At 57.3% G+C, this 12,347-nt stretch carries 11 protein-coding genes; 6 read left to right on the top strand and 5 right to left on the bottom strand.

Features of this window, described 5'->3' with window-relative positions; translation table 11 throughout:
- Window positions 1-193: 193 nt before the first annotated feature.
- Both ACQE2I_RS15020 and ACQE2I_RS15015 read right to left on the bottom strand, forming a co-directional pair.
- Window positions 194-1,138 carry a hydroxymethylglutaryl-CoA lyase gene (locus tag ACQE2I_RS15020; RefSeq protein WP_427028856.1) on the bottom strand — a complete coding sequence of 315 codons (945 nt, stop codon included), beginning with the start codon at window positions 1,136-1,138 and terminating at the stop codon, window positions 194-196.
- A 10-nt stretch (window positions 1,139-1,148) separates the two neighbouring features.
- Window positions 1,149-2,354, bottom strand: coding sequence for a CaiB/BaiF CoA transferase family protein (locus tag ACQE2I_RS15015; RefSeq protein ID WP_427028855.1), 1,206 nt, complete (start codon window positions 2,352-2,354; stop codon window positions 1,149-1,151).
- Between the two features lie 150 nt (window positions 2,355-2,504).
- Here ACQE2I_RS15015 and ACQE2I_RS15010 point away from each other — a divergent pair, with 150 nt between their 5' ends.
- The 5 genes from ACQE2I_RS15010 (at window position 2,505) to hpaI (ending at window position 7,239) form a co-directional block, all read left to right on the top strand.
- Window positions 2,505-3,413: a LysR family transcriptional regulator gene (locus ACQE2I_RS15010; RefSeq protein ID WP_427028854.1), complete on the top strand. Its 909-nt coding sequence runs from the start codon at window positions 2,505-2,507 to the stop codon at window positions 3,411-3,413.
- Between the two features lie 121 nt (window positions 3,414-3,534).
- On the top strand, window positions 3,535-4,515 hold the full coding sequence (locus ACQE2I_RS15005) for a TRAP transporter substrate-binding protein (RefSeq protein WP_427028853.1): 981 nt from the start codon (window positions 3,535-3,537) through the stop codon (window positions 4,513-4,515).
- A 96-nt stretch (window positions 4,516-4,611) separates the two neighbouring features.
- Window positions 4,612-5,154 carry a TRAP transporter small permease gene (locus ACQE2I_RS15000; RefSeq protein WP_427028852.1) on the top strand — a complete coding sequence of 181 codons (543 nt, stop codon included), beginning with the start codon at window positions 4,612-4,614 and terminating at the stop codon, window positions 5,152-5,154.
- Window positions 5,151-6,446, top strand: a complete 1,296-nt coding sequence (locus ACQE2I_RS14995; protein ID WP_427028850.1) for a TRAP transporter large permease — start codon at window positions 5,151-5,153, stop codon at window positions 6,444-6,446. The genes ACQE2I_RS15000 and ACQE2I_RS14995 overlap by 4 nt, the downstream gene beginning before the upstream one ends.
- Before the next feature lie 19 nt (window positions 6,447-6,465).
- Window positions 6,466-7,239 carry a 4-hydroxy-2-oxoheptanedioate aldolase gene (hpaI, locus tag ACQE2I_RS14990; RefSeq protein WP_427028849.1) on the top strand — a complete coding sequence of 258 codons (774 nt, stop codon included), beginning with the start codon at window positions 6,466-6,468 and terminating at the stop codon, window positions 7,237-7,239.
- A 45-nt stretch (window positions 7,240-7,284) separates the two neighbouring features.
- Here the strand turns inward: hpaI and ACQE2I_RS14985 are convergent, their stop codons facing one another.
- The 3 genes from ACQE2I_RS14985 to ACQE2I_RS14975 are packed head-to-tail and all read right to left on the bottom strand — an operon-like array spanning window position 7,285 to window position 11,201.
- A complete protein-coding gene (locus ACQE2I_RS14985) occupies window positions 7,285-8,703 on the bottom strand; it encodes an FAD-binding oxidoreductase (RefSeq protein ID WP_427028848.1) in 1,419 nt (472 codons plus the stop codon).
- Window positions 8,703-10,004, bottom strand: coding sequence for an L-fuconate dehydratase (locus ACQE2I_RS14980; protein WP_427028847.1), 1,302 nt, complete (start codon window positions 10,002-10,004; stop codon window positions 8,703-8,705). Before ACQE2I_RS14980 ends, ACQE2I_RS14985 begins: the two co-directional genes overlap by 1 nt.
- 33 nt (window positions 10,005-10,037) lie before the next feature.
- Entirely contained in the window at window positions 10,038-11,201 is a 1,164-nt protein-coding gene (locus ACQE2I_RS14975) for a fumarylacetoacetate hydrolase family protein (protein WP_427028846.1), read from the bottom strand.
- A gap of 308 nt (window positions 11,202-11,509) precedes the next feature.
- Between ACQE2I_RS14975 and ACQE2I_RS14970 the strand changes: the two genes are divergently transcribed.
- A complete protein-coding gene (locus ACQE2I_RS14970) occupies window positions 11,510-12,274 on the top strand; it encodes an SDR family NAD(P)-dependent oxidoreductase (protein ID WP_427028845.1) in 765 nt (254 codons plus the stop codon).
- Window positions 12,275-12,347 lie beyond the last annotated feature (73 nt).

Genomic DNA, 12,347 nt, shown 5'->3' with positions numbered 1-12,347 from the left:
GCGGTATAATCGTCCTAATTAAACCGATAGAAAGAAGCTGGCTTAACTGCTTGCCAGTTTCAACAAAATCAATTCATCTAAATTGAACTGATTGTCATTCAAGATATCAGGATGGCATTGTTCAGTAAATACTGATGTTAATAAAACTGAGGCTGCGCAAATGTGGGTGCGTTTGAAGAAACCGAGATATAAATTACGTCGTTCGCTGGGTTGGCATCGCATAACGCCGAGTCGATTTCCCGGCTTTTACCACCTGCCCCGGCACATCGTGACCGATAAGGTCGGGGAGGGTGGCGGCAACCTCAAGTAGCGCATCCAGGTCGACACCGGTATCGACGCCCATGGCTTCAAACATATGCACCAAATCTTCGGTGCATACATTGCCACTAGCGCCGGGGGCGAAGGGGCAGCCGCCCAGCCCGCCTAATGAGGCATCGAAACGGCTAATGCCCGCCTGCCACGCCGCCAGCGCATTAGCCAGCCCCATGCCACGCGTGTCGTGAAAGTGCAGCGTGAAGGGTGTTTGCGGCCAGCACTCAAGCACCGCTTCACATAAGCGTTTGACCTGGGCAGGGTTGGCCATGCCGGTGGTGTCGCAGAGTGTGACGCCCTGAATGCCAAGGTCGATAAGCTTCTCAACCAGTGCCAGCACCCGCGCTTCGGGGACATCGCCTTCAAACGGACAACCAAACGCGGTTGAAAGCGAGGCGTTGATAAACACGCCACTGTCTTTACTGGCGTCCAAAATGGCCGCGAACTGCTCAAGAGACTGTTCCGGCGTCATGCGTAGGTTGGCCAGCCCGTGGCTATCGCTGGCGGACATGACTAGATTGATCTCATCCACTTGGCAGCCAAGCGCTCGCTCGGTGCCCTTGACGTTGGGCACTAGCACGGTGATATCGACGCCATCCCGGCGCTGAATGCCGGTCACTACGTCGGCGGCATCGCGCAGGTTGGGGATCGCTTTGGGGGAGGTGAACGACGTTGCTTCGATGCGGCGCAGGCCAGTGGTAGAAAGCGCGTCGATCCAGCGGATTTTGTCTTCCGTGGGCACAAAGCGCGCCTCAATCTGCAGGCCATCCCGGGGAGCGACTTCGTTGATCTCTATCTTGTTGGGGCACGGTGATAACTGGCTCATAACTAACTCCTTAAATAATGCCCGCTTGGCGCAGTTTGGCGCGGGTTTCGTGGTCGATTCCCAGCTCATCCAGTACATCGTCGGTATGCTGGCCAAGCGTCGGGCCACCATCGCCAAGCCGTCCTGGGGTGGCACTAAGTTTCGGTAGTACGCCGGGGACTTTGAGCGGTTTGCCGTTGGGGCGGTTGAAGGTTTGAATCATTTCCCGCGCCAGATAGTGGGGGTCAAAGGCAATATCTTCAGCGGTATAGGGATAGCCTGCCGGTACACGGGCATCATCCAGCGCCTGTAAAATGGCATCGCGTGGGCGCTCTGCCGTCCATGCCTGAATCGCCGCATCAATCAGCTCGGCTTGCTGGCTGCGCCCATCGTTATGGGCCAGCGCTGGGTCATTGGCGAGGTCATCGCGACCAATCACGCCCATCAAGCGCTTGAAGATGCTGTCGCCGTTACCGGCGATTAGCACGTAATCGCCGTCCTGGCAGCGGTAAGCGTTTGAGGGCGTAATGCCGGGTAGGGCGCTGCCGCTGGGCTCGCGCACCTGGCCGCTGGCATCGAACTCCGGTAGCAGGCTCTCCATCATGGCAAACACCGACTCGTACAGCGCGACGTCGATCTCTTGGCCCAGGCCGCTACGGTTGCGCTCCTGGAGTGCCAACAGCGTACCGATTACCGCGTAGAGCGCGGAAAGCGAGTCGCCGATGCTCACGCCCACGCGTACCGAGGGTTCACCCGGCTGACCGGTGAGGTAGCGCAGCCCGCCCATGGCTTCGCCGATGACGCCAAAGCCGGGTTTGTCGCGGTAAGGCCCGGTTTGCCCGTAGCCGGAGATATGCACCATGATCAATCGTGGGTTGAGTTTAGAGAGCGCTTCCCAGCCTAGCCCCCAATTGTCCAGCGTGCCGGGGCGGAAGTTTTCCACCACTACATCGGCCTCGGCGGCAAGCTGGCGCACTAAGCCTTGGCCCTCTTCGCTGCGTAAATCCAGCGCCACAGAGCGCTTGTTGCGAGTCTGGACGTGCCACCACAGCGAGGTGCCTTCTTCTATCATTCGCCATTTGCGAAGCGGGTCGCCGGTGCCGGGTGGTTCGATTTTGATCACATCGGCACCGAATTCACCCAGCAGTTTGGTGGCGAAAGGCCCCGCGATCAGTTGGCCAAGTTCCAAAACCTTTAAGCCCTCTAATGGGAGCTGGCGCGCTTCAGGAGCATTCATTAAGGCTTTCCTCTACTTATCGTTATCATCACTTGTGGTCAGCATGCGTGAGCCGTCCTGGGGCGACAATTAGGCAATCGGTAACAAAGGGTTCGTCGCTGACGAAGGTGTGCGCTAGCATGGCAAGGTTGCTTCTAAGGGAATTCGTTTATGCGTCGCTTCGATTTTGTCACTCTTAAACTGTTTATCTCCGTGGCGGATGAGGGGCGCCTGACGGCGGCAGCAGAGCGCGAGCACTTGGCGCTTGCCGCGGTAAGTAAACGGATCAGTGACTTGGAGGCCCTGGTAGGCACTACGCTGCTCTATCGCCGCCCCAGAGGCGTGGAGTTGACCCCCGCGGGCCAAGCATTTCTGCATCATGCCCGGCGCATTATGGATAATATTGAGCGCCTTAACGCAGAGCTTAGCGAGTATGGTGAGGGCGTGCGGGGCCATGTGCGCATTCACTCCAACACCTCAGCAATTATTGCCTTCCTACCCCAGGATCTCAGCGCCTTTTCCCGCCTCTATCCGGAAATTAAAATCGATTTACAAGAGCGGGTTAGTAGTGAAATCATTGCTGCGGTTCGCGATGGGCTGACCGATATCGGTATTTTCGCCGGGCATGTGGCGGCGCCCGACCTGCAGCAGCTCTCCTATCGGCATGATCGGTTAGTGTTGATGACACCCATTGACCATCCCTTAGCAGAGCGTGAAAGCATCGCCTTTAACGAAGCGCTGGCGTTCGATTTTATCGGTTTGCAACAGGATGCCTCGCTGCAGTCGCTGTTGAATGAACAGGCTAACTTGGCCGGCAAAGCGCTGCGTATGCGTATTCAGGTGCGCAGCTTTGACGCCATTTGCCGGATGATTCACCACGGCATGGGCGTTGGCGTACTGCCTGAGCAGACCATCTACCGTGATCTGGGCGATTTGCAGCTGAAAAGTATTCCGCTGAGCGACCCATGGGCCCAGCGAGAATTGGTGGTGGGTATGCGCCGCTACGCCACGCTTCCAGTCACTGCTCGTCATTTAGTCGACCATCTCACCCAACATAATCTGAATGGGGGCATACTCTAAAGACAAGCCATCGTATTTGACGAAGCCAGCCTTCTTGAACGTCGATTTGAGACACTTGGCGGCTTGTTTCAAGATCGAACTAGCACCACTCCCAATAACGACAACCGTAGAGAGTCATCCTATGCGGAAACAACTACTTGCCACGCTGGCTACCCTAGGCATGCTAACGACGGCCCCGTTCGTCTTGGCTAACCCAATCGAAATTCAAGTTAACAACACCATGAGCGAGGGCGGTTCGGAAAGCGCCGCGGTGGAACGCTTTGCTGAGTATCTAGAAGAGCAGGCACCTGGCCGCTTTGACGTGCGCCCCTTTTTAGCCGGCTCTCTCGGCGGTGAGAACTCCGTCCTGGAGCTGCTTAACCTGGGTCAAACCCAGCTCTCTATCACTGGCGGTAACTGGCGCCAGCAGTATGCGCCTGAGTACGACGCCATTACGGTTCCCTTTGTGTTCACCACTTGGGGCGAAGTCGACGCCTATATGGAGAGTCCTTCCGGCCAAGCGTTGGTTGAGAAAGCAGAAAGCCAGGGCGGCCTGAAGTATTTTGGTTTGCAACACCGTGGGCCCCGCCACATGACCGCTAACAAAGAGATCCACACGCCGGCTGATCTAGAGGGTTTCCGTCTGCGCCTGCCTTCGCTGCCGGTATGGCTGGAAGTGTGGGAAGAGATTGGCGCTCAGGTGGTGAACGTGCCTGCGCCAGAGATTTATCTCGCCATGCAAACCGGCCAGGTAGATGGCCATGAGAACTCGCTCTCCTCACCCTATACTCGTCGCCTATGGGAAGTGCAGGACTACTTGATTATGACCAGCCATGTGCAGTTTCCGTGGAGCTGGGTGGCCAGTTCGCGCTGGTGGGATGGCTTAGAAGCAGATGACCAGGCATTGATTGAAGAGGCGATCGACGTAGCCCGCCAACACGGATCAGAGCGCGAACGCGAACTTGACGAGTACTACCTGGAAGCCCTTCAGGATGAAGGTATGACCGTCATTGAACCGGATGTTGCGCCTTTCCGCGAAGCGGCGTTACCGGCGATTGATCGTGTGATGACCGACATGGCCGACGGCGTACGCGAAGACGCGCTGGGTAACCAAGGCGAGTAAAGCGCGCTTGGCATGAACAACGGCGGCCCATCGGGCCGTCGTTGTATTTTTATAAAAGACTAAAAAGACGTTAGGTAAAGGCTGAGGAGTTTTCCTGTGGATGACGCGGTAGCGCCCAGTAACGGGCCAGATCGAATTGCTTTCTATACGCTGCGTGGCGTAACCCGCCTATGCGACGGGTTTGGCGTAGCGTTAATGGCGGCCATTTTGCTATTGATCGTGGCGGCCGTCCTTGCCCGTGACTTGCTGGGGCTGGGCATGCCCTGGACCGAAGAAGTGGCGTCAATGCTGGCGATTTACGCGATTGGCTTTGGCTCGTTATCGGCATGGGTGCGCAGCGAGCACCTGGTGGTCGATCTGTTTAGCCACAAGCTCTCTGGACTGAGTAAAAACATCCAATATCGGCTCACCTCACTGATTTCCTGCGGTTTTTTTCTGCTTGCTGCCTGGGGCGCGTGGATCATGTCGGATATGAGCGCGAACAATAAAACCGTCTCGTTAAGCATCAGTTTTAGCTACCTCTACTACGGAGTCTTTTTTAGCTTTGCGGGCATGGCACTGATTGCCCTGTGGCAAACTCTGCGCGGGCCCGTTGCTTGGTTAGACGTTACCCATGAAGAGGAGGCGGCTCAGCCATGACCGAACTACTTATTTTTGTCGGTGGGCTGCTCGTGCTGATGGCGATTGGCTTGCCCGTTGTTGTTGCTATTGGGGTTACCTCGTTTATCGCGCTGGTGTTCACTGGCACCGGTGGTTTACCTGTTGAACTGCTGCCGCTACGTATGGTGCAAACGCTCAATAACTTTACTTTGCTGGCGATCCCGCTGTTTATTTTGGCCGCCAATATTATGAATATTGGTTCCACCACCACGCGAATTTTTGACTTTGCCACCGCTCTGGTGGGCTTTACCAAGGGTGGCCTCGGCCACGCTAACGTAGTAGCCAGCTCCATCTTTGCCACCATGTCGGGTACCGCTGTGGCCGACGCTGCAGGTCTTGGCAGTATCGAAATCAAAGCCATGAAAGAGCGTGGCTATGAACTAGAGTATTCCACCGGCATTACCGCCGCCTCTAGCGTGATTGGGCCAATTCTGCCGCCCAGTATCGCGTTGGTGGTTTATGGCTGGCTGGCTAATGTGAGCATTGGCGGGCTGTTTATGGCGGGGCTTGTGCCCGGTATTTTGATGGCACTGCTGCTCATGGGCATGACCGTATTGCTGGGTGCCACCGGCAAAGTAGCGATGCCCAAACCCACGCCCTTTGATGCCTGCGAAGTGGCCCGCACCGGTAAGCGTGCAATCCTGCCGCTGATCATGCCGGCGATTATTGTCGGCGGTATTTGGGGCGGCTTTTTCACCCCTACGGAAGCCGGTGCGATTGCATCGCTTTACGCGGTGATTCTGGGTGGCGTGGTCTATCGTGACTTGAGTTGGCGGGATCTATTCAATGCCTTTCGTCGTACCCTGATGTTCAGTGCGGTCATCCTGCTGATCATTGCGGTTTCCAGCTTCTATGGCTGGATTCTGGTGCGCATGGGCATTCCTCAAGCGTTGGCGGGCCAGGTCGCCAGCATTGATATGCCCATGTTTGCGCTACTGCTCTGCTTTGCGCTGTTCTTCCTGCTGATCGGTTGCTTTATGTCGGTGATTGAAAGCATCCTGATTTTTACCCCGATCGTGGTGCCGGCGGCACTAAGTGCCGGGTTAGACCCCGTTCACTTTGGTATCGTGATGGTGATTACGCTCTCGGTGGGGGTGATTACCCCGCCGTTTGGCACGGTGCTGTTTTTGATGGTGGGGATCACGCGATTACGCTACGGTCAGGTGGTCACGGCGATCATGCCGTTCTTACTACCCATTATTGCCACCATTTTGTTGCTAATCGCCGTGCCGGGGCTGGCCACTTGGCTGCCAGAAGTGATGGGTTACTAGTGGATTAGGGAGCCTCTGAATGAAAATGCCGCAAAACGCCTTTAAACAGCAGCTACTGGCGGGCCAGCCACAAACGGGGATCTGGCTCGGGCTTGCCAGCGCCTACTCGGCCGAAATCGCGGCGACCGCTGGCTTTGACTGGCTGCTGCTTGACGCAGAGCACGTGCCTAATGATGTGTCGAGCCTGCTTGCCCAGCTTCAAGCGCTGGCGCCCTATGGCAGTCACCCTGTTGTTCGTCCGCCTACGGGCGACGCGGTATTGATCAAGCGCTACTTGGATATCGGCGTTCAGAACCTACTGATCCCCATGGTAGAAACGGCCGAACAAGCCGCCGAGCTGGTGGCGGCCACACGTTACCCTCCCAATGGCACACGCGGGGTGGGGCATGTGCTGGCGCGGGCCTCTCGCTGGGGCCAAGCAGAGGATTACCTCTCCCGTGCCGATGGCGAGATTTGCCTGATGCTGCAAGTGGAGAGCCCTCAAGCACTTGCCAACCTGGAGGCTATTGCAGCTGTGGAAGGTGTCGATGGCGTGTTTATTGGCCCAGCGGATTTGTCGGCCTCAATGGGACATCTCGGTAACGCCAGCCACCCCGATGTGGTAGCGGCGATTAGCGATGCCATCACCAAGATACGTGCCGCAGGCAAGGCGGCAGGTATCGTCACGGTGGATGAACAGGCCGCCCGCGGCTATATCGCGGCGGGCTGCACTTTTGTTGGTGTGGGGATTGATACGTTGCTTTACGCCAATGCTCTACGCGGGTTGGCAGAGCGTTTCAAAAATAGTTTTTAACCCAAGCAGGTTTCAACCGAAGCAGCGACAAAACCACGCTGGGGATTACTCCCCAGCAGGCAATATCCTCCCTGGGTTCATCAGCCCCTTGGGGTCGAAAAGGGCTTTAACGCCGCTGATCAACTCCCGCTCAAGTGGCGATAACCGCGCCAAGTAAGGCGCTTGCTTGGTGCGGCCAATGCCATGTTCGGCGCTGATGCTGCCGCGGAACTCGTCGAGCACGTCAAATAGCTGTTCTTCCAAGTCATGCAGGTGGGTTTTCTTATCTGCGTCCGCCATGGTGCTGGGCGGCAGAATATTGAAGTGCAGATTGCCGTCTCCGACATGCCCGTAGGCAATAATCTCGCACTCAGGGGAGGCGGCCATGACGACCTCACTTGCGCGGCTGACGAAGTCGGGAATTGCCGAGATAGGCACCGAGATATCGGTGCGCAAGTGCTCGCCGCGCCGCCGTTGGCCTTCCAACATACTCTCGCGGAACTGCCACAGCTGGGCGGATTGGGTGTCGCTGGAGGCCAGCGCGCCGTCCAGCACCAGTTCGCGCTCCATGCCGGTTTCCAACAGTTGCTCCAGCATTGAGCCGAGATCAACAGGCCCGGTGGCCGCGACTTCCATTAGCACGTACCAGGGGTAGGCGCTCTCCATCGGGTCGCGCAGCTCAGGTGTTGCTTCGATAGCCAGTTCAATACAGCGGCGGGGAATCAACTCAAAAGCAGTCAGCAGATCGCAGCAGTCGCGCCGCGCCAAACCGTACAGATCAATCACCGCCTGAACGGAGGGCAGGCCAAGCAGTGCGGTACGGTTTTGGGTCGGGCGCGGTGAGAGCTTGAGTACCGCACCAGTGACGATACCCAGGGTGCCTTCGCTGCCTAAAAATAGCTGTTGAAGGTCGTAACCGCGGTTGTCCTTATGCAGTGCGCTCAGGCTCTCCCAAACGCGCCCGTCGGGAAGTACTACTTCAAGCCCCAGTACCAGCTCGCGCATCATGCCGTAGCGCAGCACGTTAAGCCCGCCTGCGTTAGTCGCGATATTCCCCCCAATTTGACAGCTGCCTTGGGCGCCTAGTGAGAGCGGAAAGTCGCAGTCATGATCAAAAGCCGCCAACTTAACGTTCTCAAGAATACAGCCCGCGTCTACCGTGATGGTGAAGTTGACCGGGTCAATGGCGCGCACACTGTTTAAACGCTCCAGGCTGATTACTAATTCCTGGCCGGCGGGCAAGGCGCCTGCCACCAAACCGCTATGGCCGCCTTGGGGCGTCATCGCGATGCCCTGCTCATAGCAGCGCTTGACCAACTCGGCGACTTCCGCGGTATTGGCCGGGCGCGCCACCGCCAGCGGCGTGCCCAGCGTGTCGCCCGCCCAGTCGCTGATATAACGCGCCATGGCGTCCGGCGCGCGGATTAAGCCGCGCTCGCCGAGCAAGTTGGTTAGCTCATCTAAAAAGTGGGTGGTGTCTGTCATTAACTCTCTTCCTGCCAGGCCGCGCCCTCAGGGAAGCGGTGCTGTGCTTGGGACTGCGCGTGCATGGCAATACTGTAACCCGGCGCCTCAGGCACCTGGTAGCGGCCACGCTTGATGACCACCGGGTCAATAAAGTGCTCGTGAAGGTGATCCACATACTCCAGTACGCGACCCTCAAGGCTGCCGGATACTGCGATGTAGTCGAACAGTGAGATGTGCTGGGTGTACTCGCAAAGCCCAACGCCACCGCCGTGGGGGCAAATCGGCACGTCAAACTTGGCGGCCATCAACACCACTAAAATAACTTCGTTGAGTCCGCCCAGGCGCGCCGCATCGAGCTGGCAGTAGTCGATGGCGTCTGCTTGAAAGAACTGCTTAAACATCACTTTGTTATGGCAGTGCTCGCCAGTAGCGACGCCGATAGGCGCAACGCGATGGCGGATCTCGGCATGACCGAGAATATCGTCAGGGCTGGTGGGTTCTTCGATCCACAGTGGGTCAAACTCCGCCAGACGGCGCATTTTGGTGACGGTTTCGTCGACTTCCCATACCTGATTGGCGTCCATCATCAGCACGTTGTCCCAGCCGATCTCATCGCGCAGCAGCGCCGCCCGGCGGGCGTCCTCTTCGATATCGCCGCCAATCTTCTGCTTAAAGTAGGTCCAGCCTTCGGCCAGCGCTTCCTGGGCCAAACCGCGCACTTTGTCGTCGCTATAGCCCAGCCAGCCCGCTGAGGTGGTGTAGCCGGGGTAGCCATCAGTGCGCATTTCGGCTTCCCGCGCTGCCTTGCCGGGGGCCTGACGGCGCAGCAAACAGATCGCCTCTTCGGGTGTCAACGCATCGGTGACAAAGCGGAAGTCGAGGCAGCGCACCAGCTGTTCAGGGGTCATATCTACCAGCAGTTTCCACACCGGCTTGCCTTCGCGCTTCGCCCACATATCCCACACGGCGTTGACGATGGCGGCGGTGGCGAGGTGAATCGCACCTTTATCGGGGCCAATCCAGCGTAGCTGGCTGTCGCCGGTAATCTCCCGCCAGAAGGTCCCCATGTTATCGGTAATTGAGGTAAGCGTTCGCCCCTCAATCAACGGCGCCAGCGACTGCAAGGCGGTCACCACGATCTCGTTGCCGCGACCAATCGTGAAGGTTAAGCCGTGCCCTTCAGGGCTGCCGTCATCGGTATGCAGGATAACGTAGGCGGCGGAGTAGTCCGGCGCGGCGTTCATGGCATCTGAGCCATCCAGCGAGCGCGAGGTAGGGAAGCGGATATCCTGAATCTCGACGCGAGTAATCGTTGTCATTGTGCTCTCCTTGGCGTTGCGTGGGTGCGAAATTTAACGGCGCGCCAGGTGGCGCATCAGCTCACGGATACCGTAGGTCCAGGGCGGCAGTTGATCACTTCTGCCTACTCGGTTGACCAAGGCGCCCAGCGCCGGGGTGGCGATAGTGACGCGGTCATCCATATGATGGGTGAAGCCTTGGCCTTTACCGTCGCGGTCTTGAATCGGCGAGAACATGGTCCCCAGGAATAGCATGAAACCGTCCGGGTATTGGTGGTGGTCGCCGATGGTTTGGCTGACTAGATCCAGCGGGTCGCGGCTGATTTCGCGCATATCGCTCTCGCCCTGGAGCAGAAAGTCGTCATCTTCTCCCTCAATACGCAGCGATACCTGGCAGTTGCGCACGCTATCTATGTCGAAGTGGTCATCAAACAGGCGGATAAACGGGCCAATCGAGCAGGAGGCATTATTATCTTTCGCTTTGCCTAACAGCAGGGCGCTGCGGCCTTCTACATCGCGAAGGTTAACGTCGTTGCCCAGGGTCGCGCCGCGCACCTGGCCACGGCTATCGACTGCCAAGACAATTTCCGGCTCGGGGTTATTCCACTGTGATGATGGGTGTAAACCTACCGGGGTGCCAAAGCCTACCGAGGAGAGCGGCTGAGCTTTGGTAAATACTTCGGCATCGGGGCCGATACCGACTTCCATGTACTGTGACCAGCCGCCGCGCGCCTGAAGCGCTTTCTTAAGCGCCATTGCTTCTTCAGAGCCTGGGGCAATTTTGGAAAGGTCGGTACCGATCAGCGCCTGCAAGTCGTCACGCAGCTCAACGGCCCGGGCCGGGTCGCCGCCCGCTTGCTCTTCAATCACCCGTTCCAACAGGCTGACTGCAAAGGTGACGCCGCATGCCTTGACGGCCTGAACATCGCAAGGGGCGAGCAAATAGGGCGCTTGGGCTGGAGACGCCTGGGAGTTAGCCAGAAGAGTTTCCAAACTAGCTAAAGGCTTGCCTTCTGCACGTTTTACCACCTCCAGCACATCGTCACGCTCAAGCAGGTCGGCCATGGTCGGGCCAAATTCGGTGATATCAATAACTTGACCATCGTGCACGGCCACCAAAGCAGGCCCGGGTTGAGGGCCATCTAGCCATACGCGGCCAACCAGCTGCGCTTTATCCAGGTCATTGGGAACGGCGTCAGTTGAGGATAGTGGGTTCATACGTGTCTCCTGTAGTTATAGATAGAACGGTTATAGATAGAACAGTTATAGATGGAACAGTTATAGATGGAATAGTTATAAATGGAACAGTGACAAGTGGGTCTTTAAAAAAATGCTGTACGACTGGCGGCTGGTGCGCCATCGCCTATCATGTTATGGATGTCGTGTTGTATGACAGGTATGCCAGCTCATGCCTTACTCTAGCGCACTGCTCTATTTCAGGTCGATAGGCAAATCTGTCTAGATTAAGGTGGTTTCGCTGAGCAAGGCTTTAAACAATAAAAGTAACCAGCGTTAAGGAGCATTGCATGTTAGACGAGTGGAAAGGCAAGCGAGTATTAATCACCGGTGCCAGCCGAGGAATCGGCGCCGCGGTTGCTAAGCAGTTGGGCGCGCTAGGGGCCCACGTGGCGGTGCACTATCACAGTAGTGAAGCGCCCGCTGAAGCGGTGGCACAGGCTATTCGCGATGCAGGTGGCGACGCTTTTACCCTTAAAGCGGATGTTAGCCATACCCGTGAAACCCAAAAACTTGTCGATCAAGCCGCCGAGCGCCTGGGCGGTTTAGACCTGTTAATTAATAACGCCGGGGATATGCTGGGTCGGGTGGGTTTGGAAGAGATGGATGATGACCAGTACGACCGGGTAATGGATCTCAACGTGCGTTCGGTGGTGATGGCTAGCCGAGCGGCGCTACCGCATTTTCGCCGCGCTGGGAGCGGCAATATTATTCACACTACCTCGATTGCCGCGCGCAACGGTGGCGGCGGTGGTGCGGGGCTATATGCGTCGGCCAAAGGCTTTGTGAGTACGGTAACGCGCAATATGGCCAAGGAGCTAGCGGGCGATAATATCCGCGTCAACGCCGTGGCACCTGGCACGATTGTCACCGATTTTCATGACCGCCACTCTAGTGAGGCGCATTTATCCGCAGCACGAGCGTCGATTCCCATGGGGCGCTTGGGCACGGCAGAAGAGTGCGTAGGTGCGTATGTGTTTCTCGCCACCGACGCGCTGAGTGGCTACGTCACGGGCCAGATTATTGAGGTCAACGGTGGGCAGCTAATGCCATAACCATGGGATGACTCCGCAGGCATCATCATAAGTATGACTAAAATCCTTATCTGGATGGTTGCGCGATTGTAGG

The sequence above is a fragment of the Halomonas sp. H2 genome, assembly GCF_050215315.1.
Taxonomy (GTDB): domain Bacteria; phylum Pseudomonadota; class Gammaproteobacteria; order Pseudomonadales; family Halomonadaceae; genus Vreelandella.
This window is presented reverse-complemented; position numbering and strand designations above follow the sequence as displayed.

Coding starts and splice junctions, on each gene's coding strand:
- ACQE2I_RS15020 (WP_427028856.1), bottom strand. CDS start 1,138: ATGAGCCAGTTATCACCGTGCCCCAACAAGATAGAGATCAACGAAGTC.
- ACQE2I_RS15015 (WP_427028855.1), bottom strand. CDS start 2,354: ATGAATGCTCCTGAAGCGCGCCAGCTCCCATTAGAGGGCTTAAAGGTT.
- ACQE2I_RS15010 (WP_427028854.1), top strand. CDS start 2,505: ATGCGTCGCTTCGATTTTGTCACTCTTAAACTGTTTATCTCCGTGGCG.
- ACQE2I_RS15005 (WP_427028853.1), top strand. CDS start 3,535: ATGCGGAAACAACTACTTGCCACGCTGGCTACCCTAGGCATGCTAACG.
- ACQE2I_RS14995 (WP_427028850.1), top strand. CDS start 5,151: ATGACCGAACTACTTATTTTTGTCGGTGGGCTGCTCGTGCTGATGGCG.
- hpaI (WP_427028849.1), top strand. CDS start 6,466: ATGAAAATGCCGCAAAACGCCTTTAAACAGCAGCTACTGGCGGGCCAG.
- ACQE2I_RS14985 (WP_427028848.1), bottom strand. CDS start 8,703: ATGACAGACACCACCCACTTTTTAGATGAGCTAACCAACTTGCTCGGC.
- ACQE2I_RS14980 (WP_427028847.1), bottom strand. CDS start 10,004: ATGACAACGATTACTCGCGTCGAGATTCAGGATATCCGCTTCCCTACC.
- ACQE2I_RS14975 (WP_427028846.1), bottom strand. CDS start 11,201: ATGAACCCACTATCCTCAACTGACGCCGTTCCCAATGACCTGGATAAA.
- ACQE2I_RS14970 (WP_427028845.1), top strand. CDS start 11,510: ATGTTAGACGAGTGGAAAGGCAAGCGAGTATTAATCACCGGTGCCAGC.